The sequence below is a fragment of the Caproicibacterium lactatifermentans genome (genome assembly GCF_013315815.1).
Taxonomy (GTDB): domain Bacteria; phylum Bacillota; class Clostridia; order Oscillospirales; family Acutalibacteraceae; genus Caproicibacterium; species Caproicibacterium lactatifermentans.
In genome coordinates this window covers 639,896-661,437 of the sequence record NZ_CP046051.1, presented here as the reverse complement: position 1 = coordinate 661,437, position 21,542 = coordinate 639,896, and the positions used below count along the sequence as shown (strand labels likewise).

Sequence of the window (21,542 nt, the reverse complement as noted above, 5' to 3'; positions counted from 1 at the left end):
CATACTATGCAGGGCACTGCTTATTTGGTACGAAGAAATTTCTGTTACCGCATTTTGCGCTCTTTCAAAACTTCCTGCAGAATCGCATAAATGCGCGCGTTTGTGTCTAAAATCGCCATTTTTCGCGCATTGACTGCCAAAGCAGGGATGGTATCCGGCTTCTCAAAAAGAGTGCGGACTTTCTGCACCAGTGCGGCGCCGGTCAGGTCCTTTTCTTCCAAAATGACGCCCGCGCCGCGGTTAACCATGCTCATGGCATTATAGTACTGGTGGTTCTCCGCAACATTGGGGCTGGGAATAATAATGGCGGCACGGCCTTTTGCCTGCAGTTCACTCAGCGTGATGGCACCGGCCCGGCAGATAACCAAATCCGCCGCCGCCAGACATTCCGGCATATTGTCTATGTATGGACGAATATCGAAATTCGGGTGGTCGGCCAAATGCACGCCGCGTTCCTCCAGCTTCTGTGGGAACCAGCCGCCGTACTGACCGTAAGCGTGAATGTGCTGAAAGCGGTCCGTTTTCGCCGATTCTGTTATCAGGTCCAGCACTGCCTCGTTCACTTTGCGGGCACCAAGGCTGCCACCGAACGAAAGAATCAGCGGGCGGCTGTCCAAGTGCAGGGTGCGGCGGGCGGCTGTGCGGTCCGCGCGGATAACCTCCATGCGTACCGGGTTTCCGGTCAGAACAAAGCGCGCGTTCTTCGCCATGTACTTCTGTGCATCCGCATTGGCCAGCATAACGCGGTCAGCATTTTTACTAAGCGCTTTATTCGTAACACCCGGAAAGGCGTTCTGCTCGTGAATGACCGCTGGAATATGCAGCTTCAGCGCTTCCCGAATGACCGGACCGGACACATACCCGCCTGTGCCGACACAGATATCCGGCTGGAATTTCTGTATGATTTTTTTGGACTCGGCTGTGGAGGAAAACAGGTGCACCACTGTTTTCAAGTTGCGCCCAATGTTCTGCAAAGTCACCTTGCGCTGAAAACCGGAAATCACGATGCTTTGAAAGGCAAAACCGGCCTGCGGCACCAGGCGCTCCTCCATGCCGCCCTTCGCGCCGACATATAAAATCTGTGCGTCTGGTTCCTGCTCTCTCACATATCCGGCTATGGCCAAAGCCGGGTTGATGTGTCCTGCTGTACCGCCGCCGGCAAACAGTATTCTCATACAGACATTGCTCCTTTAACCTTTTAGTCGGCAGACAGTACAGCGGCAAAAGCAGAAAAACGCCTTTGCCGCCACGGCCGCCGCTAAGATTTTTCAATATTGGATGTACGTGAAATAGACAGAATCAGCCCCATCTGTGCCAGCAGCATCACCAGCGACGTACCACCCGCGCTGAAAAATGGCAGGCTGACACCGGTGTTCGGAATGGTGTTGGTAACAACCGCAATATTCAGGACTACCTGCAGTCCGACCTGCATAATCAGGCCAATGCCCAGCAGCATGCCAAACCGGTCCTTTGCACGCAGCGCAATCATCACGCCGCGCCACACCAGCAGTGCAAACAGCACGATAATCAGCACCGCGCCAATAAAGCCCAGCTCCTCACAGACAATCGCAAAAATAAAGTCGTTTTGCGGTTCTGGCAGGTATAAATACTTCTGCCGGCTTTTGCCAAGCCCCAAACCAAGCAGCCGTCCGGAACCAATGGCATATAAGGACTGCTGCGTCTGCCACGCATCATTAGAGGAAAGCTGCGGATTCCATGGATTTTTCCACACTTCCATACGCGTGGAAACGTGTGCATAATACGGCAGGTTTGCAACAATCAGCAATGCGCCAACAACAACAATGCCGCCAATAATAAACCACTTTTTCGGCAGACCGCCGACAAACAGCATAATGGCTGCCAGCAGCAGCAGGATAATCGTGGCGGACATATGCTTTTCTGCCACAACCAACGCACAAATAACCCCAATCGCCGCCACATAAATCAGCGCGCGAAAACGCTTTGCGCTCTTGTCATGCAGGTCAGCGTCCCGGTTGGATAGCAAATGCGCCAGTAGCAAAATCAACGCGAACTTCGCAATTTCAGAGGGCTGAAACTGAAAGGAACCAATCGTAATCCAGCGGTAGGCACCATTCGTCGGACGCACCAGCGCACTGCCCTTAAAGACGACCGTTATGCCCAAAAGCAGGGCCGTGATGATATAGATGGGCAGAGCCAGCCTATGCAGGTGATGATAATCGAAGTAAGAGAGCAGGACCATGATGACCATTCCAATAACTGCATAGATGGCCTGATTGATAACGAAGTGATAAGGTGTTCCGTAACGGTAACTGGAGTTTGCATAGCTTGCCGAAAAGACCATGACAAGGCCAAAAGCAACCAGTACCAGCACCAGGAAGAAGAAGGTAAGGTCCATTCCGGAACGCACAGACAGCATTTTCAGTTTGCTTTTCCACCTACTGCGGGAAACATACGCCGATGCCTGTACCGGCGCACGTGGCGCCGCAGGTGTGCTGTCTGCATATGCCGTGGCTGTTGTAGCGGATGAACGGCGGCGCGCTGTCTTCTGCCTGGCAGACGGACGTCTGCGGTGTGCTGTCTGTCTGCTTCTGGGTGCTGCCATATTCATCTCTCCTTTCCGGCCGGACAAGCGGCCACAGCTTCTTTCTCATACGTCAATGTACTTTTACCATATGCCGTAGGCATTCATGGCTAGAAAAGTGGAGACCAGTCCTGCCAATGCCGTAATGGTGCTGAACACAGCGCATATTTTCACTTCACTCCAGCCGCTCATTTCACAGCTGTGGTGAATCGGCGTCATTTTAAACAGACGCTTGCCGTGTGTTGCCTTAAAATAGGTAACCTGCAGAACAACGGACAAAATCTCAATGAGATAGACAATACCCATCACCAGCAGCAGAATGGGAATGTCCAGCCCAAACGCCATAGCGCACACCATGCCTCCCAGGAACAGGGAGCCGGTATCCCCCATAAAGACTTTCGCCGGATTAAAGTTCCAGATGAGGAATCCGAGGCAGCCGCCCGCACACGCGGCGGACAGCACGCCCATACCTGCGGACTTCAGCATACCTGCGATAATCATAAAAAATACTGACACAAAGAATGTGACGGAACCGTTGAGTCCGTCAATGCCATCGGTAAAGTTCACGGCATTCACCATGGCTACAATGCCGAGGAATGCAATAATCCAGTACCAAATGCCAATGTCTACACGGCCGATAAATGGAACCATGGTAGCGGAGGTAGCACCGCCCACCTTTAGGGCTGCCAGATAAGCTGCCGCAACAATAAACTGCAGTAGCAGCTTCTGCTTAACGGTCAGCCCCAAATTGCGCTTTTTTACGACCTTAATATAATCATCAATAAATCCAATAGCACCAAACCCCAAAGCCATCAAATAGCCGCCGATAACCTTTGTACCAAGCATATTGCTGCCAAGGCTGCGGCTGCCGGCCAGTGTCATGGGCAGGCAGACCAGCAAAGCTACCAAAATACCAACAATAAACATGAAACCGCCCATGGTAGGGGTGCCGTTTTTCTTTTGGTGCCATTTGGGACCTACTTCGCGGATTGTCTGTCCAAAATTGATTTTATGCAGGAAGGGCACCAGCCACTTTCCCAACAGAGCGGTCACTGCGAATGCAATGCCCGCCGCTAAAACGATTGCTAAAACGTCCATTTCTTTTTCACCCTCCGCGCAGAAGGCTTCTACCACCCCCTGCTTCTCTCCTGTACAGCTGCCGCAGTCTGACCTTCGTATTATACCACAAAACGGGAAAAGCACCAAACGTTTTTTATGCCTGCAGGCAGCTCAAAACCTTGGCAAGCGGGGCACCGCAGACAACCGCCGCAGCTACAGCCGCAAGGATTCGCTCCTCTTCCCCTTCCGCGAGACTCTTCAGCCGGACACGGCCAATGCATCCGACACCAACGATTTCAAAAGCAGTATACCCCTGCGGTGTAACGTGCAGGCCGCGGGCATTGTAGTCCGCACTGTCGCTTTCCAGTGAGTATGTAAAAAGCTGCACACTGTGCAGACGCGGGTCCTCCCGCAGCGGATACGATGCCAAACAGCGCTGGAACCCGCTTACATAGCGCAGCATCGGCTCCCTGTCCGCAACCAGCAGCACTTTTTTCTTCTCCTTGCCGGGCAGCACTGCCTGCAGGTCCGTCAAGCCGCAGCTTTGCAGAAGCCGGTTCAGAAGTGATACCATAGGCTCCCCTGATACGACAATCGACCGACTTTCCATAAAAACGCACGCTCCCTTTCTGCACCGCAGCACAGGCACCAAGGCTCAGGATGCGGCTCTCCTGTCTATTCTACCGCGCACCACGCGCAAATTTCATCAACCTGAGTCGCTTTGTTCCGCAAAGGACACATTGATGACCGTACCGGGCTGTACCTTCTGCCCTGCCGCGATATTCTGTGAAACAGCCACCGCGGAGCTGGCGCTGTCGGAGCCGGAAACACCAACGACGGAGATGTTCAAACCCGCCTCAGAAGCAAGACTTTCTACGGAACTAATGGAGTTGCTGCCGTCACCCACAAGGTTTGGTACCGAAACGGTCTGGCTGCTGCTTTCCGCACTGGTGAACAGCGCTACGGTGCCGCCGCGCGGAATGCTGGAACCAGAAGCCGGCAGCTGTGACAGAACCGTACTGCCGTTGCCGTATATATGTACTTTTAATTCGCCCTCTGTACCGGCGACTGCGGACTGTGCCGCCTTGACGCTCTTGCCGACTGTATCCGGCGTTTTGACAGCCAGATTCTGCTGCTCTTCGCTGGTATACTTTGGTTCTACACCGAGGTACGGCAAAACTTCACTCATGACTTTATTAAAGATAGGACCGGATACCGCATTGCCGTAATAGCTGCTGCCGTTTGGCTCATCGCAGAACACAAGCAGCGCATACTGCGGGTCATCTGCCGGCGCGAAGCCGCAGTAAGAAGCAACATAATAATTGCCCTTGGTTCCAGTCTTTGCTTTCAGCTGATTGTCCTTATCTACCTTTTCACTGGTACCAGTCTTGCCGGCAATACGGTAACCGGGAACATAGCCGTTCTTTGCTGTGCCAGCCAGCGCATCTTTCTGCAGAATAGCGGCTACACGCTTGCTGGTGTCGGTGGAAACGACCTGCCGTTTAGTCAATGTGGAGGCCATCTTTACAATATTGCCGTCAGAATTGACAATTTCCTTCACCATATGCGGCTGTACCAAATACCCGCCGTTTGCCACTGCCGCACAGGCAGTAATCATTTGAACTGGCGTGATTTTAAAGTTCTGGCCGAAGGCTTCAACCGCCAGTGAAACTTTGTTTAAATCCTCTGCTTTATAGTAGCTGTAGCTTGTCGGTTCGCCCGGCAGGTCAATATCGGTGGGTGCCGTAAAACCAAAGCCTTCAAAATATTTAAAGAAGGTGCGGTTGCCCAGTTCCAAGCCAAGGGTTGCGAACTGGGGGTTGCAGGAATTCAGCACAGCCTGTTCAAATGTTTCCGCACCATGGCCGCCCGACTTCCAGCAGTGAATCACACGGTCCTCCACAGTAATAGCGCCGCTGCAGAAAAACGGCGTGCTCTCGGTCACAATGCCTTCCTCCATGCCCATGGAAGCAGTACACATTTTGAAAACGGAGCCTGGCATATAGGTATCACTGACGCATTTGTTACGCCACTTCTGCTGCAGTGCCTCCAGTTCGGCGGCAGCCTGCTTTTCCTTTGGCAACTTAGCAATGCGCGCCTTTTCGCTGGCGGTCAGCACACGGGGATCGTTGGGGTCAAAGGTGCCCTCTTCCGCGACACTGGAAGCCAAAATGCTGTTGGCATCAAAACCTCCGCGTGTGGCCATTCCCAAAATCTCACCTGTCTTTACATTCATCAGAATGCCGCAGGCACGGTTTCCGACCTTATTCAGCTTTGCACCCTCATCAAGATATTTTTCCAATGCGTGCTGTACCACTTCGTCAATGGTCAGCACCAGTGAGGAGCCGTTCTGTGCGTTGACCTTTTGCTGATACTGGAACGGCATATCGGTCTGGTTGGCGCTTTTAGCGGCAATAACACGGCCATTCACGCCGGCAAGCTCGCTGTTATACTCTGCCTCCAGGCCTTCCACGCCGGTGCCATCGTTGTTGGTAAAGCCCAGCACGCTGCTAGCAAAATCGCCGTACGGATAGTAGCGCTTATAATCCTCCACCAAGCTGATAACGCCGGAAATACCGATTTTCTTTTTATGGTCTGTGTAGAACTTTTCCTCATAGGAAATAATCTTATTTTTCTGGTCCGTTTCCACCTTAGTGGCAACGACCTGCCAATAAGAGTTCTTATTTTTGCGCAGAGCAGTTAAAACTGTGTTTTTGTCCAGCCCCAGCGCCTGGTGCAGGCACTCAGCTACGCCTTCCTCCTGCTCTGCAATATTTTTTTTCTGTGCATCGGTAGCCTTGGCGGAATTGGCGTAGATTTCCGCCGGCGCCAGCGCCACTTTCCACACGGTAGCGCTCTGTGCCAGCTTTTTCATATTACAGTCATAAATCGTGCCGCGTTGGGCCGCAATCGTTGTGTCTTTCAGCTGATTTTCCACTGCCTGTGACTTGAGGTCCTCCCCATGCACCAGCTGCAGTTTAACAAGGCTGAAAAGCACGGTCCCAAAACCGAAAATAATCAGGACTGCCAGCACCAGCGTGGTACGGCGCCATATTTTAGACGTTGTGCTTTTTGCCATTGTTTTTCCTCCTACACCATAAAAATACTGCCGTACAAGAAAGAAGAGTTAAAGAATATTGCTTCCTTAACTCTCCCCCGCTCCACAGCCGGACCGGCACCCGGCCATTATATGTATATCCGTTTGTTTCCTTAAAAATCATATGAATTTGGTTTTTCATCATTTCCATTGTTCATTTCTCAGTTTATTTCTGAACCGGGCATTTTATGACAGAAGCGCACAAATCTGTTCCCACAAACGGGACAATGCGCAGTCCCCCGACTTCTGTACAACCTGTGCCTTATCGCTGGCATTCATCTCGACACTTTCCATTTGGCTGGAATCGATGCGGGACATTCCCAGCTTGTTTTGGGCAATTTCTTCGACCGTAGCAAGGGATTCCTGCGCGTCACTCTTCATTTGCAGCTGTGTGTACAAACTCCGCTGTTCATTTAATGAGGTGTCCATATCACTAATCTGCACCGCCAGCATAGAAAGCTGAACTTGTCCATATACAAAAGCACCGGTAACAGCAACCAGCAGCACAATACCAATACAAAGTACCGCCACGCGCACTGGATGAGCGTGCAGGCGCTCTTTCACTGCTTTTTTTGCTTTTTCCTTTGGCAGTTCAATTATATTATCTGGAGCAGAGTCCTGCTCTTTTTCTTTCGCGGCGGACTTTTCGGCGTTCCGCCGTTCAAAGATGGAGAAATCGTATGCTTCTACACTGCGCATAGTGTCACCTTCTATAATTCCTCTTTGATATACCTTTCATTTTTCTGCAAAAGGAGCAAAAAAATGATTTTTTATCTTAATTAAAGAGCAGATTTTTTGCTTTCCGGCAGCTTGGTACATACCCGCAAACGGGCACTGCGGCTGCGCGGATTCTTCGCAAGCTCCGCTTCATTCGGTGTCAGTCCCTTGTGGTACAAAAGCTCCGCGCGCGGTTTTTTGCCGCAGACGCATACCGGAAAGTCCGGCGGGCAGGTGCAGCCCTTGCACCATTCTGCCATCTGGTGCTTTACAATACGGTCCTCCAGCGACTGAAATGTGATAACGCACAGCCTGCCGCCCGGTTCCAGCGCATCAAAAGCGGCGGTCAGGCCCGCCTGCAAAGCATCCAATTCCCCATTAACAGCGATACGCAGCGCCTGAAAAGTTTTGCGGGCCGGATGGTGTCCCGGACGGCGCCGTGCAGCGGCCGGAATGCTGTCCTTTACCAGCTGCGCAAGCTGACAGGTGGTCTGAATCGGCTGTTTCTCCCGTTCCCGCACAATATTCTGCGCGATACGGGCCGCAAAACGCTCTTCCCCATACCTGCTGAGGATTTCCGCCAGCTGCTGCCATGGCAGTGTGTTGACCAAATCCGCGGCACTCGGGCCGGACTGACTCATTCGCATATCCAGTGGTGCGTCCTGATGATAAGAAAAGCCACGCTCTGCATCGTCCAGCTGATGAGAAGAAACGCCCAAATCCAGCAAAACGCCGTTCACCGGAAGCATTTTCTCCTCTTCAGCCAGTGTCAGCATATCCGAAAAGTTTCCCTGCCGCAGAATGCTGTGGGGGTTGTCCGCAAAGCGTTCCCGGCAGGCAGCAATGGCATCTGGGTCACGGTCAATGGAAAGCAGCCGTCCGGTACCGGTCAGTTGCTTTAAAATTGCCCCGCTATGGCCGCCGCCGCCTGCTGTACCATCAATATAGCGTCCATCCGGCTGCACCGCGAGACTTTCAATCGTCTCGTGAAACAAAACCGGGATATGCTCAAATTCCATGCTGCCTCCATCTGCTTTTCTTACAGGTCCAATTCATCCATTGCCTCTGCAATGCTTTCATCGGTCAGGTTGTTGTTAAAGGCGTTCCACGCGTCTGTGTTCCAAATTTCCGCCCGGCTGGCGGCACCAATAAAGGTGACGTCTCGTGTCAAGCTGGCATGGTCACGCAGCGGCTGTGGGATAAGGATACGGCCCTGCTTGTCCGGCATGACTTCCGCCGCGCCGGAGAAGAAGAAACGCTGCAGTCCGCGGGCCTTGCTGATTGGCATGGCACAAACTTTTTCCTGCAGGCGTTCCCATTCTTTCGGTGAAAAGACGAAAAGGCAATGGTCAAGACCCTTGGCGATATAAAAATGCTCCCCCAAATCCTCCCGGAATTTGGAAGGTACAATCACACGCCCTTTGGCGTCAATATTATGTTGGTATTCACCTATCAACATAATTCTTTACCATATGGAAAGGGAACCACTTTACATAGAAAGGGAACCACTTTCCACCACCTTTCACCACTGATGCTTTTATTATAGAACAATCATACTGGGATTGCAATGATTTTTGCCTGAAAGATGCGGGCTAGAAAGGACAGGAAGCACAAAAAAGCCGCCGCAGCGCACCTTTTCGCAGGCACACTGCAGCGGCTTTCCTGCCACTGGTAAAAAATACATGACTTCTTTGCAGAGTCGTATATTTGAATTAGTACATTCCGCCGCCCATGTTCGGGTCAGCAGCCGGGGCAGCCGGAGCCTTGGGTTCCGGCTTATCAGTAATCAGAGATTCTGTTGTCAGCACGGTTTCAGCAACAGAAGCAGCATTCTGCAGAGCAGAACGGGTAACCTTTGTTGGGTCAACAACACCGAAGGAGAGCATACCGCCATATGTGCCGTCTGCAGCGTTAAAGCCATAGCCGACCTTGTTTTCCTTCTTGATGTTCTCCAGAACGACGGAGCCTTCCATGCCAGCATTCGCGACAATCTGACGAATTGGCTCTTCCAGAGCTTTCAGCACGATGGAAACGCCGGTCTTCTCATCGCCGGACTTGCTAGCCAGCAGTTTTTCAACTGCTGGCATAGCATTGACCAAAGCAGTGCCGCCGCCGGCAACGATTCCCTCTTCAACAGCTGCCTTTGTGGAATTCAAAGCATCCTCAATGCGCAGCTTCTTTTCCTTCATTTCCACTTCGGTTGCAGCACCGACCTTGATAACTGCTACGCCGCCGGCCAGTTTTGCCAGGCGCTCCTGCAGCTTCTCACGGTCAAAGTCAGAGGTGGTTTCGCTAATCTGTGCACGAATCTGGTCCTCACGGGCTTCAATGTCCTTCTTGTCGCCGCAGCCGTCGACAATGATGGTGTTCTCTTTGTCAACCTTAACCTGACGTGCACGGCCCAGCATATTCAGTTCAACGTCCTTGAACTCAACGCCCAAGTCGGAGCTGATGACCTTGCCGCCGGTCAGGGTAGCGATATCTTCCAGCATTTCCTTGCGGCGGTCGCCGAAGCCCGGTGCCTTCACAGCGCAGAAGCTCAGGGTACCGCGCAGCTTGTTGAGCAGCAGGTTCGTCAGGGCATCGCCCTCAACGTCGTCCGCAATGATGAGGAACTTCTTGCCGGTGTTGACAATCTTTTCGAGCAGCGGCAGAATCTCCTGGAATGAGGAAATCTTCTTATCGGTGATGATGATGTACGGGTCGTCCAGTTCGCAGGTCATTTTGTCGGTATCGGTGACGAGGTATGGGGAAACATAGCCGCGGTCAAACATCATGCCTTCTACGACTTCGCTGTAAGTTTCAGCAGTCTTGGACTCTTCAATGGTGATGACGCCATCGCTGGTGACCTTCTCCATTGCGTCAGCAATCAGGTTGCCGACAAAGGAGCTAGAGGAAGAAACGGTTGCAACACGCGCAATGTCATCCTTGCCCTTGACAGCCTGGCTGTTCTTCTTAATTGCCTCAACAGCTATATCAACAGCTTCCTGCATGCCGCTGCGGATTGCCATCGGGCTTGCACCGGCGGTAACATTCTTCATGCCTTCATGAATGAGAGCCTGTGCCAAAACAGTAGCAGTTGTGGTGCCGTCGCCCGCAACATCGTTTGTCTTCGTAGCGACTTCTTTAACCAGCTGTGCACCCATGTTCTCAAAGGGGTCTTCCAATTCAATCTCTTTGGCAATGGTTACACCATCATTAGTGATGAGCGGTGCACCGTACTTTTTGTCCAGCACAACGTTGCGGCCCTTCGGGCCGAGGGTAATCTTAACGGTATCAGAAAGCTTATCGACGCCTTTCATCAAAGCCTTGCGTGCGTCTTCGCCGTAAATAATCTGTTTCGACATACTTCATACCTCCAAATGTATTGTTCGGTGTCTGCAACATCCTGCAGCACCAGGTATTCAAAAATTATTCGACAACTGCCAGAACATCGGACTGACGAACAATGGTGTAATCTTCGCCGTCGACCTTCACTTCGGTGCCGGAATACTTGCTGGTCAGTACACGGTCGCCGACCTTAACAGTCATCTTAACTTCCTTGCCGTCTACCAATCCGCCAGGGCCAACTGCAACAACGTCAGCGACCTGAGGCTTCTCTTTTGCAGAGCCGGTCAGCAAAATACCACTTTTTGTGGTTTCTTCTGCGGGTTCCATTTTAATCAGGATTCTGTCGGACAAAGGTTTAATTGTCATAAAAATGCATCCTCCTTAACAGTTACATGGTAGAAATTATTTACTAGTTAGTTTAGCACTCGCTTTCCCTGAGTGCTAAACATTATTTTAGCCGATTTTTCCGAAAAATCAAGTCCTTTTTCAAAAAAAGTTCCGACTTCACAAATTATTTACAATTAAAGTGCCTTTTGGTTCTAATTTGGAATAAAAATGGCACTCTTTTTCTTAGAGTGCCAAGATTCCATACGTATATTCCCTTTTATGGATGCTTATAGAACATATAGGCACGGCATTTAATCATGCCATTATACAGTTTGCGGCTTTTATCGGCTTTCCGTCCAAAGCAGTGCTCAAAAATTTCATCGGAACAAATAACAGTATAATTCCAACCGCGGCGTGCCGGAAAAACTTGGCCCATGTTGCGGTACAAGGCTTCTGCCTGTTTAAGGTCCAGAAGGCGTTCGCCATAAGGCGGGTTGCAAATGACACAGCCATGCTCCGTCTGCGGGGCAAAATCGGCCAAATCTGCCTGCCGTGCCTGAATGCGGTCACCGACACCGGCCTTGCGGGCATTTTCCAGCGTCAGCTGAACCGCTTCCTCATTAATATCACTGCCGTAGCCGGTAAAAGCCGCGTCCCACAGGATAAGGTCCTGTGCACGTCCGCGCTCCTGCTCCCACAGTTCTTCCGGAATCTGCGGCCACTGCTGGGCCGTGAAGTGACGACGCAGACCGGGTGCCATATGCATGGCATACATAGCCGATTCAATCAAGATGGTACCGGAACCGCAGCAGGGGTCATATAGGTTTGCGTCCGTACGCACACGGGACAAGGCCGCCAGCGCCGCCGCCAGCGTTTCCTTAATCGGTGCCTGTGCCGCCTTTCTCCGGTAACCTCGCTTGTGCAGGCCAATGCCGGAAGTGTCCAGCATAACACGCACCTGGTCTTTCATAATCAGGAACTGCACCTGATACAAATTGCCGCTTTCCTTAAACCAGCTGACATGGTAACGGTTTTTCAAACGTTCCACAATCGCCTTTTTGATGATTTTCTGGCAGTCCGGCACACTGTGCAGCTGAGAAGAAAGGCAATGCCCCTTGACGGGGAACGCGTCCTCCCTGCCTATCCAGCATTCCCATGGCAGAGCACGCACGCCCTCAAAAAGCTGGTCAAACGTACAGGCAGGAAATGTACCCATTTCCACCTGTATCCGTTCCGCAAAACGGGAACATAGATTGGCCCGTACCAGCATCTGCGGGGTGCCGTCGAACAGTACATGACCATTTTGTGCCTGCACATTCTGTGCACCCATATCGCGCAGTTCCCTGCTGACAAGGCCCTCCACACCCAAAAGGCATGGGGCTGTTAACTTAAAATCTTCCATATATCCTCCTGCAGACAGCAAGAGAGGCCGGTTTGTCCCCGGCCCCGCCTTGTTTATCTGTCTTTTGTAAAAGTATGATTCATTCGTCATCTGCCGGATTTTCCGGCTCCAGAAGACCATAGTTGCCGGCCTTGCGGCGATAGACCACGTTAATCTGCTCGGTGTCCTGATTGCGGAACATAAAGAACTGATGCTCCAGCATGTTCATCTGCAGAATCGCTTCATCTACGCTCATCGGCTTCACCACAAAGTGCTTGGTACGCACAATTTTGTAGCTTTCCTCCGGCTCGGCATTGGCATTGACATACTGCTGTATGTACTGGTCCAGTGCGGCAGAGTGAATTTGCTTGTCCAGCCTGCTCTTGTTTTTGCGAATCTGCCGCCCAAGGGAGCTGATGACCTCATCCAGTGCGGTGTTCATATCGTAGTCCGTAGCTTCGCCGCGGAAAATCATGCCGTTGCTGTGAACGGTGATTTCAACGGTCTGGCGGTTGCGCTCCACGGTGACCACAATTTTTGCGGTTGCATTTTCATCAAAAATGCGGTCAAAACGAGAAAGCTTTTTACGGGCAAGCTCCTTAAAACTGTCGCGCAGGTTCACTTTTCTGCCGGTTATGGTAACATTCATACTGAAGACATCTCCTTCTGCGGGAACTTTACTTGAAAAGCAGGATTCCCTGTTTTTCTATAAATATTATAGCACATTCCCCAAAAGAATAAAAGCATTCAGAATAAATTTATTATGAATTTTACAAAAAATCTATAAATTCGCGGGTATTCCCTATTTTACAGCACTGCGTCAGCGTGTCGTGTCACATGACAGCCTACATTCACAGCCACCGGCAGCCCCGCAATGTGTGTGGGAAACTGGCAGATGGCGAGCGACAGGCAGGTAATGTCACCGCCGAAGCCCTGCGGCCCAATGTGCAGGTCATTGACAGCCTTCAGCATTTTCTCCTCCAGCTGTGCATAATACGGGTCCGGATTCTTTTCTGAAACCGGACGGCACAATGCCTCTTTGGCAAGTTCGGCGCACTTTTCAAAATCGCCGCCGATACCTACACCCAGTACCATGGGCGGGCAGGGATTGCTGCCGGCTAAACGTGCAGTTTCCACCACGAAGCCGATAATGTCCGCTTCGCTGGCGGCTGGCGTCAGCATTTTTAAGCGGCTCATATTTTCGCTGCCAAAGCCTTTCGGCGCTACGGTCAGATGCACCTTGTCGCCGGGCACCAGCCGTGTGTGCAGAATAGCTGGTGTGTTGTCACCAGTATTGCCCCGGCGGATTGGGTCCGCCGCAACGGAACAGCGCAGCAGTCCTTCGGTATAACCTTTGGCTACACCCCGATTGACCGCTTCCTCAAAGCTGCCGGTGATGTGTACCTCCTGCCCAACTTCCGCAAAGACGACCGCCATACCGGTATCCTGACACACCGGTATGGACAGTCGGCGGGCGGCTTCCATATTGTCACACAGGTCCTGAAAAACGGCTTTGCCGATAGGACTGCTTTCCTCTTGGCCTTTTTCCCGAATACAGCTTTCCAAGTCTGTCGGCAGGCTGCGGTTGGCTTTGACGCAGAGTTCTGCAATGGTGTCGGTAATGCACTGGGCATTTAATTCTCTCATGTTGGTACCTCCGTTGTCAGCCGCGTTCATAGACGATGCTGCCGTTTTCTACTACCAGCAGCGGTTTTGAATAGCTGGAAAGCGGGTCACAGTCGAACAGAGAAAAATCCGCGTCTTTGCCCTGCCGCAGGGACCCCACACGGTTATCCAGCCGGCAGATGCGCGCCGGTTCAATGGTAATCGCCCGCAGAGCGGCCTCTCGTTCCATGCCTTCCCGCACAGCCAGTCCCGCACAGAGCGGGAGGTACTGAATGGGAATGACCGAATGGTCCGTAATGATGGCCACCTGCACACCGGCTTTGGCAAGAATACCCGGGCAGGCTGGTGTCTGGCTGCGCAGTTCCGGCTTGCTGCGGTCCGCAAGGAACGGGCCGCTCAGCACACGCACGTGCTCCTTTGCCAGCCGCGGCGCAATAAGATGCCCTTCCGTTCCATGGATAATGACATAATCCAGATGAAACTCTTTGCCGATGCGAATGGCCGTAAAAATGTCGTCCGCACGGTGCGCATGGAAATGGACCTCTGTTTCGCCGCGCAGGGCTGGCAGCAGTGCCTCTGCCTTCATGTCAAATTCCGGCGGCTCCGCATCCTCGTCCTCTTCACTGCGGTGCAGTTCCTTTTCATAGCGCTGTGCTTTCAGCAGCTCTTCCCGAATAAATGCAGCGGTTGCCATACGGGTAACGGGGCCGGTGTCCTTGTCATGGTAAACATCTTTCGGGTTTTCACCCAGTGCCATTTTAATGGCAACCGGTGCCTTTAAAATGCTGTCGTCGATACAGCCGTCCGGGCAGCAGGTTTTTATGGCAGCCATTTGGCCGCCGATAGGATTGGCACTGCCCGGTCCGGTTACAACGGTTGTCACACCGGCGGCGGCGGCTTCCTGAAAGTCGCGGTCCAGCGGGTTTAAGCCATCAATGGCGCGCAGCTGCGGTGTGGTGGGGTCCGTATCCTCATTGAGGTCGTCTCCCTCAAAGGTCAGCCCATCCTCCATCATGCCGAGATGCGTGTGAGCGTCCATAAAGCCGGGGTACATATCCGCACCACAGCAGTCATACGTCTTTTCTCCCGACGGGACATCGGCCATCGGTCCCATGCCGGCGATAACGCCGCCCTTTGTCTGCAGCCACCCGCCCCCTATCGGAGTGCCTTCCATGGTATGTATGTTTGCATTGATAAACAGCATGTATGCTTATCCTCCTGTATTTTCTGCAAAGCAGCAATAAAAAAGGCCGCATCGCGGCACGCGGGAACAAAACCTGCCCCTGTGCAGATGCTGCCTTAAAAGGAACATAGAGTCAGTGGAAGCCATTGCCGCGGCGGGAATATCCGCCGTGCTTACCTTCCAGTGTCTTTTTTAAGTCCGATATTTTTTCATCGCTTGTCTGCTTAAAGTGTGTCATCATATCTTCAAAATCAGCTGGTTCATTGCGGCGCGGCTGCCACTCGAAGTTGCCTGGGCGATGCTGCTGCGGTTCCGGCTTGCGGTGGTGCTGCTGGCGCGGGCGGCCTCCCTGCTGCTGCTGTGGCGGCCGATGGTTGTTTCCGCCCAAATTCTGCCCTTCCACCTGTTTCATGGAAAGGCTGATTTTATTATTCTCACCGATATTCAGGATTTTCACCTTGACGGTCTGCCCCACCGAAACAAAATCACGAATTTCGCGCACAAACGTGGGCGCAATTTCGGAAATATGAACCATGCCGGTTTGGCCGGTAGGAAGTTCCACAAACGCACCGAAACTCGTAATTCCGGTGACCTTGCCTTCCACAACAGTACCTACCTCAAGCTGCATAAAACTCTTTGTTCCTCCTTCAAAATTTTCTGTCGGCGGTCAGTCGCCGCCCGGACAGATGAAGATTCTCTCTCCTGCTTTGGCCATGTTCAGGCTTTCGCGGGCGATACGCGCAACATATTCACTGCTGGCACCCTGGCTTTGCAGCTCATGGCGAACGTCGCTGTTTTTTATTTCTTGTACCTGTATTTCTGCCTGAATGCTCTGCAGTTTTGCTTTTTGGCTGCTTATCTGCATTCGCTGGTTGACGATAGCCGCTAGCATATACACACAGAACACGACCAGCGCCAGCGTCAGAAGGACGCTGCGCTTTTGGCGCGGCTTTTTTTGCGTGCGGTGTTTTTCCATGCAACCTCACCATCCTGCGTTCTGCAAGTTTTCTGTTTTTCACAGTTCTTTTTGCACATTTTTTATTATACACGAACCGATGGGCAGATTTCAAGGCACATTTTACCCAAAGTGCTACTTTCCTGACAAACTTTATTGGAACCTCCAGCAGTTTTGTCAGCATACGCAAAATCCAGCACAGCAGCTTTCCCAGCGGACGCAGAAGGAAGCGCACCAAAAAGCGCAGAATACCGCCCACAAGGAACGTCAGCAGCCTGCCCACTGTTTCGTAAACAGCCCAAAAGCCCAGCCCGGCCCCAATCAACAGGAATCCGCGGATTTCACCCCAATAAACGCCGAGTGCCAGCAGCTTGATGCACACCGCGCACAGCACACCGAAAGCCGCCTCCAGCACAATGCAGAATACAGCCTTTTCGCGCATTTGTATACGCACAGCACGCAGGAAACACCAGACTGCCGCCAGCGCTGCTCCCAGCAGGACAAAAAGCAAAAACGCCAGCACATTCTGGCTGCCGGTGGCATCCACTACCGGAACAGGCGCGACAAAGGCCTGCCGCGCTTTTCGTCGCCCACATAGGTCATGGAAGCGACCGTGCCGGTCAGAGTCAGCTCGCCTGTCTCCACATTCAGCTTTTCAATCTGCAGTTCTTCCCCCCGTACAACCAGCTGTCCCAGTGACGTGTAGACGACCACCGTCTGCTCATCAAAACTGTCGACATTGGAAACGCCGGTTGCACGCAGCTGATGCCGGTTTTCCAGCGTAAGAATATGCGGTGATTTTGCAGAGGAAGGACTTTTTTCTTCCCGTTTTTCGTCGTACATGGCGCATTCACCTCCTGATTCATACAAAAAGGTATATGCGCCGCGGCGACTGGCTATTCTCTATTCTTCCAGAATCCGGTACATAGAAGCTGCGCTGTCCTTGGTGGCGTGCTCGTCAACACTGAGCACTTCCGCCTTAACTGCGCGGCCGCCCAATGTGATTTCCAGCTTGTCGCCGACCTTCACATCGTAGGAAGCACGAGCCGACCGGCCGTTTGCCAACACCCGGCCGGCGTCACAGGCTTCATTTGCCACCGTACGGCGTTTAATGATACGGGATACTTTTAAAAATTTATCCAGACGCATAAAAAGATTTTCCCCTTTCCGGAACGAATTTGTTGAAAGATCACCGGCCTTTTTTCTTTTCCCGGCGTTTTTCTTGGTGCAGCAGAAACCGGCGCTCTTTTTCGGCTTCTTTCTGTGCGCGGCTCTTCACCCTGCGCGCCGCTTTGCCCTGCTCCTGTTGGAGCTTCAGTGCCTGCTGCGCTTTTGTGCTGATGCCGCGGACCTTCATCTGCCGGGCGGCTTCCCGCTGCATCCGCTTCGGGTTTCGCTTTTCGGTGCTGTCTTCGGCAGCAAGGGCTGTATGTCCGTACCGCAAACGGCAATAGCCGCAGATCACCTTGTCGTAAACCTCATAGTCCTTCGGCTCCGCGCCAAACACAACGCGGCAGACACCATAGCCGCCGCTGTCACTGTGCTCGCATACACCCACCCAAAATGGATCCTCGAAAAAAACAGTCAGCCGTGATACAATCTGTTCCATAAAACTTGCCTCCTTAAATATAGAAAGCGGAGAAAGGACAACCAAGGAGGCAGGTTACTGACGGTCACAGCCGCGCCCGGACTACCAACCGGACCGTGTTTTTATCTCTGCTGTTGTACATGATTTATAACTTTTTATATGTCCTGTTCAGAAAGCAAAAAGGCAGCCCCCGTTCAATGCCGGTAAGCTGCCCATACCATCCTGTTGGACCTTACTTATTCACAGCGTCCTTAAATGCCTTGCCAGCCTTGAATGCCGGTGCCTTGGAAGCTGGAATCTCAATGGTCGTATTGGTGCGGGGGTCACGGCCCTGCCGTGCGCTGCGGTTGCGGCACTCAAAAGTGCCGAAGCCTGCCAGCTGTACCTTTTCTTCGTCGGCGACTGTTTCGATGATGGAGCTGATAGCAGCATTGATAATATTTTCAGTATCTTTTTTAGATACAGCAGTTTTCTCTGCAACAGCATTGATAAGTTCTGTTTTATTCATTTTACGTTTCCTCCATTTGTCATTTCCTGTCTTCACTGGTCGGCTTTTGCAATGTCTGCGCTGCCTCCCATTGTGAAAAAGAGTCAATATAGGATTCGGTCGCTTCCTGCAGCACCTGCTCCGGCTCCAGCCCTGCGGCATGCACCGTACGCACCGCCTGCAAAAGCAGTTCACCTGCCTCCTGCCGAGAAACAGCCTTCTGCGGTGGCTGCTCCGGCGGGTAACCGGCTTTTTGTGCCTTTTTCTGTATTTTTGCCGCACGCATCAGCGACGGCAGCGCAGGTGAAACACTGCGCAGGACCTCTGTCTGACTGGTTTGTTTTTTGGTTTTTTCTTTAATTGCATCCCAGTTCTGCAGGAGTTGAGACATACTGCTGACCTTTACGGTTCCGAAAACATGCGGGTGGCGCACAATCATTTTTTTGGCTACGCCGTCTACAATGTCATCGAACGAAAAACGGCCAGCTTCCTGCTCCAGCTGACAGTGGAACAAAACTTGAAACAGGACATCGCCCAGTTCTTCCCGCAGAAGGGTGCTGTCCTCTCGGTCAATCGCCTCGACCGCCTCATACGTTTCCTCAATAAAATCATTGCGGATAGAGTGATGGTCTTGCGCACGGTCCCACGGACAACCGCCCGGCGCGCGCAGAATCTCGATAATGCGGCGCAGGTCTTTTAAATCATACCGGTTTTTTTGCTGAAACGCCACAGCAGGAACCCCTTCTTTCCCGTATTCAGGCCAGAACGCTATTATTTTACACGATACGGCCCTTTTTTGCAAGGCTTTTAGGGAATTTCTGCCGGAACAGCGAGCGTATATCCTCTCTTGTGACAATTTCCAATGCAAAGGCACACAAAAGGTACAGAAGAACGGCCCCCAGAATCGCTAGAAGAGTTGCTGCGGCCTGCGGCAAACGGAGCATCAGCACCCGCCACAAAAGCCTTGCGGACACCGCAGTCAGTGCCCCGGCCAGCAGCGGCCTGCCAAAGTAGGACAACAGATGCAGTTTCACCCCTGTCGCGCGGCGCAGAGCAATGAGGGACGCTGTCAGAATAAAGAAATAGCACACCAGTGTACCGACTGCTGCCCCCATAACCTGAAAGCGTGGGTCACCAACCAAAAAATAATTGAGAACGCATTTGACCGCAAGGCCCGCAAACAGGAACTTGACCGGCAGGTCCACCCTTCCCACTGCCTGCAGCATACTTTGTACCGGTGTGCACAGTGCGGAAAAAATAGACGCGATACCCAGTACAGACAGAATGCGTCCGGTAATTTCCGGTGCGTTCTGTGTACCGAACAGCAGCCGGCAGACCGGTTCCCCCATCACGGAAAGGCCCAGTCCCATGGGCAGTGTCACCATAGCCGACAGCCGCAGCACCGCATGAACGCACGTTTCCAGCTTTTTATGAGAACCGCCGGCCCATGCCGCTGTCACACTGGGCAGCGCACTCATGGCAAACGCCTGTGTCACGGTCGGCACCAGCATAAACAGCGTGTTGGCATTGGTGTAACAGCCGTACAGGAATGACGGGACACTGTGCATACGGACGACTTCCGGCGGAAGCAGTGTCCCATAAAAATTCAGCAAAGCTTCCGGCAGACGGTGCATCAGGTCATCCAGACGGCTGTTGAGAAGGGTAGCGTCCACCAGTGTGGAAAGGTTGACCGCAAGCGAGCCCAGCGCAATGGGAATGGCCGTATGCAGCAGTTCCCGGCGCAGTACCCGTTTTGTTGGCGGTTCCGGTGAGCGGCGCAGTTCTGCGTCGGTAATACCATCCCCATTTTTTCGGTAGTAAATCATCAAAAAGAAAAATGCCAGCATACTGCCAATCGTCACACCCAGCACAGCACCGGCCGCACAGGCAGGCAGTGCCGCCAGCCGCGCGTATTCGGCGGAAGGCTGCGGTACGCCCCACACTGTTTTGTGTGCGGCGTATTCCCGCGCCGCGGCAGATGCCAGCGCCGCGCAGATACCAAGGCCGAATACCAGCCGCCCCGCTGCTTCAATGATTTGCGAAACCGCTGTGGGCGTCATATTGCGCAGCCCTTCATACAGCCCGCGGTAGGTGGAAATCATGCTGCAGAAAAAGGCACACGGCGCCAGCGCCCACACTGCTGGCAGAACTGTCTGCGGACCGGTCCGCACGGCCAGCCGTGCATACGGAACAGAAAGTGCCATCATCAGTGTAAACGCACACAGACCAATGCCAGTAAACAAGCGTATGGACACACCCTGCAGCCGGCGCACGTCCTGAAAACGCCCCTGTGCGCAGCGGGCGCTGACCATGCGTGCCACCGCCGTGGGGAAGCCGGCTGCCGCCAAACTGTAAATGGGAAAATACAGCGAATAGGCACTGCCAAAGTAGGCACTGCCTACCGGCGTTAAAATCCAGCTCAGCGGTATTTTAAAAAGTGCACCCAGCACTTTCACAACCATAACTGCCCCAACCAGCACGGCGGCTCCTTTTAAAAAGCTCTGGCTTTTCCGCTTCATCCTGCCACTTCCGTTTCTCCTGTTTTTCCATTTCTATGAACGGAAGCAGGAAAATATCCGCCGGACCGAACAGGTATAAAAGAACTGCCGTGCAGATGTTTGCACGGCAGTTCCAGCATATTAAAAAATCAATCCTGCTGATTGTCTTCCCCTGCGGGCTGTTCGTCCGCGGGTTTTTCATCAGCTTGTTTTTCCTCTGTCGGCGGTGTTTCCGGCTGAGCCGGTACCGCGCTGTCCTCTGCGGGAGCATCCTGCGGTGGAACCGGTTCGTCCCGCTGCAACTTTCCGCCGCATTTGCTGCAGTACACAGCACTGGCGGGATTTTCCTGGCCACATGCGCTGCAGGTGATACGGCAGCGGTGGGCGGCCAGCTGCTCGTTGACAGCATCCAGCTGCTCATACAATTCATCAATCGCCAGCACGCATTCGCCGACCAGCTCATCAGAAGAAGTGCCCGATTTACGGGCATCGTATACAACACGTCCCAGCGCCTCGAAACGCTTGCTGATTTCATTGTTTAAATCTGCCGCACTCAAGCGCAGTCTAGAAATATCCACAACCTGATTAGCCTTTTTGCCAACTGCAGAAGCTGCTGTCTTTGCGTTGAGAACCATATCTTCGAACAGGCCCATTCTTGTCACGCTCCTTTTTATTTTTGCACATTGTATATAATTTTTTAGAAATTATAGCACGCTTTATAACCAAATAGC

At 52.6% G+C, this 21,542-nt stretch carries 23 protein-coding genes and 1 pseudogene; all 24 read right to left on the bottom strand.

The window, feature by feature from the left end:
- Positions 1-44 precede the first annotated feature (44 nt).
- Positions 45-1,175: an undecaprenyldiphospho-muramoylpentapeptide beta-N-acetylglucosaminyltransferase gene (gene murG, locus GJQ69_RS03190; protein WP_086036101.1), complete on the bottom strand. Its 1,131-nt coding sequence runs from the start codon at positions 1,173-1,175 to the stop codon at positions 45-47.
- An 83-nt stretch (positions 1,176-1,258) separates the two neighbouring features.
- On the bottom strand, positions 1,259-2,584 hold the full coding sequence (locus tag GJQ69_RS03185; protein WP_236849728.1) for an FtsW/RodA/SpoVE family cell cycle protein: 1,326 nt from the start codon (positions 2,582-2,584) through the stop codon (positions 1,259-1,261).
- Between the two features lie 63 nt (positions 2,585-2,647).
- Positions 2,648-3,697 (bottom strand): phospho-N-acetylmuramoyl-pentapeptide-transferase, encoded by a 1,050-nt coding sequence (gene mraY, locus GJQ69_RS03180; RefSeq protein ID WP_338031363.1) that lies wholly within the window; start codon positions 3,695-3,697, stop codon positions 2,648-2,650.
- Positions 3,698-3,776: 79 nt separating this feature from the next.
- Positions 3,777-4,232 (bottom strand): hypothetical protein, encoded by a 456-nt coding sequence (locus GJQ69_RS03175; protein WP_157658961.1) that lies wholly within the window; start codon positions 4,230-4,232, stop codon positions 3,777-3,779.
- A 96-nt stretch (positions 4,233-4,328) separates the two neighbouring features.
- Positions 4,329-6,701, bottom strand: coding sequence for a penicillin-binding transpeptidase domain-containing protein (locus GJQ69_RS03170; RefSeq protein WP_086036107.1), 2,373 nt, complete (start codon positions 6,699-6,701; stop codon positions 4,329-4,331).
- 204 nt (positions 6,702-6,905) lie between these two features.
- The gene (locus tag GJQ69_RS03165; RefSeq protein ID WP_086036110.1) at positions 6,906-7,418 is read right to left on the bottom strand and encodes a hypothetical protein; all 513 of its coding nucleotides are present in this window, start codon (positions 7,416-7,418) and stop codon (positions 6,906-6,908) included.
- A gap of 80 nt (positions 7,419-7,498) precedes the next feature.
- Positions 7,499-8,455 carry a 16S rRNA (cytosine(1402)-N(4))-methyltransferase RsmH gene (gene rsmH / locus GJQ69_RS03160; protein WP_086036113.1) on the bottom strand — a complete coding sequence of 319 codons (957 nt, stop codon included), beginning with the start codon at positions 8,453-8,455 and terminating at the stop codon, positions 7,499-7,501.
- Positions 8,456-8,475: 20 nt separating this feature from the next.
- Entirely contained in the window at positions 8,476-8,895 is a 420-nt protein-coding gene (mraZ, locus tag GJQ69_RS03155; RefSeq protein ID WP_086036116.1) for a division/cell wall cluster transcriptional repressor MraZ, read from the bottom strand.
- A 253-nt stretch (positions 8,896-9,148) separates the two neighbouring features.
- Positions 9,149-10,783 (bottom strand): chaperonin GroEL, encoded by a 1,635-nt coding sequence (gene groL / locus GJQ69_RS03150; RefSeq protein ID WP_086036118.1) that lies wholly within the window; start codon positions 10,781-10,783, stop codon positions 9,149-9,151.
- 64 nt (positions 10,784-10,847) lie between these two features.
- Positions 10,848-11,132 carry a co-chaperone GroES gene (locus GJQ69_RS03145; protein WP_086036120.1) on the bottom strand — a complete coding sequence of 95 codons (285 nt, stop codon included), beginning with the start codon at positions 11,130-11,132 and terminating at the stop codon, positions 10,848-10,850.
- Positions 11,133-11,370: 238 nt separating this feature from the next.
- The gene (locus tag GJQ69_RS03140) at positions 11,371-12,495 is read right to left on the bottom strand and encodes a THUMP domain-containing class I SAM-dependent RNA methyltransferase (protein WP_086036123.1); all 1,125 of its coding nucleotides are present in this window, start codon (positions 12,493-12,495) and stop codon (positions 11,371-11,373) included.
- Positions 12,496-12,574: 79 nt separating this feature from the next.
- On the bottom strand, positions 12,575-13,123 hold the full coding sequence (hpf, locus tag GJQ69_RS03135; RefSeq protein ID WP_086036126.1) for a ribosome hibernation-promoting factor, HPF/YfiA family: 549 nt from the start codon (positions 13,121-13,123) through the stop codon (positions 12,575-12,577).
- Between the two features lie 158 nt (positions 13,124-13,281).
- Positions 13,282-14,121: a fumarate hydratase gene (locus GJQ69_RS03130; protein ID WP_086036128.1), complete on the bottom strand. Its 840-nt coding sequence runs from the start codon at positions 14,119-14,121 to the stop codon at positions 13,282-13,284.
- A gap of 16 nt (positions 14,122-14,137) precedes the next feature.
- Entirely contained in the window at positions 14,138-15,304 is a 1,167-nt protein-coding gene (locus tag GJQ69_RS03125) for an amidohydrolase (protein ID WP_174192905.1), read from the bottom strand.
- A gap of 112 nt (positions 15,305-15,416) precedes the next feature.
- The gene (locus GJQ69_RS03120; protein ID WP_086036133.1) at positions 15,417-15,911 is read right to left on the bottom strand and encodes a S1 RNA-binding domain-containing protein; all 495 of its coding nucleotides are present in this window, start codon (positions 15,909-15,911) and stop codon (positions 15,417-15,419) included.
- Between the two features lie 39 nt (positions 15,912-15,950).
- Positions 15,951-16,259 (bottom strand): FtsB family cell division protein, encoded by a 309-nt coding sequence (locus GJQ69_RS09750; RefSeq protein ID WP_086036135.1) that lies wholly within the window; start codon positions 16,257-16,259, stop codon positions 15,951-15,953.
- Between the two features lie 268 nt (positions 16,260-16,527).
- Positions 16,528-16,761, bottom strand: a pseudogene (gene yabQ / locus GJQ69_RS09905) (spore cortex biosynthesis protein YabQ); the annotation flags it as partial.
- A gap of 23 nt (positions 16,762-16,784) precedes the next feature.
- Positions 16,785-17,081 carry a sporulation protein YabP gene (yabP, locus tag GJQ69_RS03110; protein WP_086036141.1) on the bottom strand — a complete coding sequence of 99 codons (297 nt, stop codon included), beginning with the start codon at positions 17,079-17,081 and terminating at the stop codon, positions 16,785-16,787.
- A gap of 60 nt (positions 17,082-17,141) precedes the next feature.
- On the bottom strand, positions 17,142-17,387 hold the full coding sequence (locus tag GJQ69_RS03105) for an RNA-binding S4 domain-containing protein (RefSeq protein WP_086036143.1): 246 nt from the start codon (positions 17,385-17,387) through the stop codon (positions 17,142-17,144).
- A gap of 40 nt (positions 17,388-17,427) precedes the next feature.
- On the bottom strand, positions 17,428-17,847 hold the full coding sequence (locus GJQ69_RS03100; protein ID WP_086036146.1) for a YjdF family protein: 420 nt from the start codon (positions 17,845-17,847) through the stop codon (positions 17,428-17,430).
- Between the two features lie 211 nt (positions 17,848-18,058).
- Positions 18,059-18,334 (bottom strand): HU family DNA-binding protein, encoded by a 276-nt coding sequence (locus GJQ69_RS03095; protein WP_086036148.1) that lies wholly within the window; start codon positions 18,332-18,334, stop codon positions 18,059-18,061.
- Between the two features lie 19 nt (positions 18,335-18,353).
- Complete coding sequence (gene mazG, locus GJQ69_RS03090) at positions 18,354-19,043, bottom strand: nucleoside triphosphate pyrophosphohydrolase (protein WP_086036150.1); 690 nt, start codon at positions 19,041-19,043, stop codon at positions 18,354-18,356.
- A gap of 46 nt (positions 19,044-19,089) precedes the next feature.
- On the bottom strand, positions 19,090-20,832 hold the full coding sequence (locus GJQ69_RS03085) for a putative polysaccharide biosynthesis protein (protein ID WP_174192901.1): 1,743 nt from the start codon (positions 20,830-20,832) through the stop codon (positions 19,090-19,092).
- Between the two features lie 128 nt (positions 20,833-20,960).
- Positions 20,961-21,464: a zinc ribbon domain-containing protein gene (locus tag GJQ69_RS03080; RefSeq protein WP_174192899.1), complete on the bottom strand. Its 504-nt coding sequence runs from the start codon at positions 21,462-21,464 to the stop codon at positions 20,961-20,963.
- Between the last annotated feature and the right edge of the window lie 78 nt (positions 21,465-21,542).

What these genes read in the sequence shown, in the direction of transcription:
- murG (WP_086036101.1), bottom strand. Translation starts at nt 1,175, where the DNA reads ATGAGAATACTGTTTGCCGGCGGCGGTACAGCAGGACACATCAACCCG.
- GJQ69_RS03185 (WP_236849728.1), bottom strand. Translation starts at nt 2,584, where the DNA reads ATGGCAGCACCCAGAAGCAGACAGACAGCACACCGCAGACGTCCGTCT.
- GJQ69_RS03175 (WP_157658961.1), bottom strand. Translation starts at nt 4,232, where the DNA reads ATGGAAAGTCGGTCGATTGTCGTATCAGGGGAGCCTATGGTATCACTT.
- GJQ69_RS03170 (WP_086036107.1), bottom strand. Translation starts at nt 6,701, where the DNA reads ATGGCAAAAAGCACAACGTCTAAAATATGGCGCCGTACCACGCTGGTG.
- GJQ69_RS03165 (WP_086036110.1), bottom strand. Translation starts at nt 7,418, where the DNA reads ATGCGCAGTGTAGAAGCATACGATTTCTCCATCTTTGAACGGCGGAAC.
- rsmH (WP_086036113.1), bottom strand. Translation starts at nt 8,455, where the DNA reads ATGGAATTTGAGCATATCCCGGTTTTGTTTCACGAGACGATTGAAAGT.
- mraZ (WP_086036116.1), bottom strand. Translation starts at nt 8,895, where the DNA reads ATGTTGATAGGTGAATACCAACATAATATTGACGCCAAAGGGCGTGTG.
- groL (WP_086036118.1), bottom strand. Translation starts at nt 10,783, where the DNA reads ATGTCGAAACAGATTATTTACGGCGAAGACGCACGCAAGGCTTTGATG.
- GJQ69_RS03145 (WP_086036120.1), bottom strand. Translation starts at nt 11,132, where the DNA reads ATGACAATTAAACCTTTGTCCGACAGAATCCTGATTAAAATGGAACCC.
- GJQ69_RS03140 (WP_086036123.1), bottom strand. Translation starts at nt 12,495, where the DNA reads ATGGAAGATTTTAAGTTAACAGCCCCATGCCTTTTGGGTGTGGAGGGC.
- hpf (WP_086036126.1), bottom strand. Translation starts at nt 13,123, where the DNA reads ATGAATGTTACCATAACCGGCAGAAAAGTGAACCTGCGCGACAGTTTT.
- GJQ69_RS03130 (WP_086036128.1), bottom strand. Translation starts at nt 14,121, where the DNA reads ATGAGAGAATTAAATGCCCAGTGCATTACCGACACCATTGCAGAACTC.
- GJQ69_RS03125 (WP_174192905.1), bottom strand. Translation starts at nt 15,304, where the DNA reads ATGCTGTTTATCAATGCAAACATACATACCATGGAAGGCACTCCGATA.
- GJQ69_RS03120 (WP_086036133.1), bottom strand. Translation starts at nt 15,911, where the DNA reads ATGCAGCTTGAGGTAGGTACTGTTGTGGAAGGCAAGGTCACCGGAATT.
- GJQ69_RS09750 (WP_086036135.1), bottom strand. Translation starts at nt 16,259, where the DNA reads ATGGAAAAACACCGCACGCAAAAAAAGCCGCGCCAAAAGCGCAGCGTC.
- yabP (WP_086036141.1), bottom strand. Translation starts at nt 17,081, where the DNA reads ATGTACGACGAAAAACGGGAAGAAAAAAGTCCTTCCTCTGCAAAATCA.
- GJQ69_RS03105 (WP_086036143.1), bottom strand. Translation starts at nt 17,387, where the DNA reads ATGCGTCTGGATAAATTTTTAAAAGTATCCCGTATCATTAAACGCCGT.
- GJQ69_RS03100 (WP_086036146.1), bottom strand. Translation starts at nt 17,847, where the DNA reads ATGGAACAGATTGTATCACGGCTGACTGTTTTTTTCGAGGATCCATTT.
- GJQ69_RS03095 (WP_086036148.1), bottom strand. Translation starts at nt 18,334, where the DNA reads ATGAATAAAACAGAACTTATCAATGCTGTTGCAGAGAAAACTGCTGTA.
- GJQ69_RS03085 (WP_174192901.1), bottom strand. Translation starts at nt 20,832, where the DNA reads ATGAAGCGGAAAAGCCAGAGCTTTTTAAAAGGAGCCGCCGTGCTGGTT.
- GJQ69_RS03080 (WP_174192899.1), bottom strand. Translation starts at nt 21,464, where the DNA reads ATGGGCCTGTTCGAAGATATGGTTCTCAACGCAAAGACAGCAGCTTCT.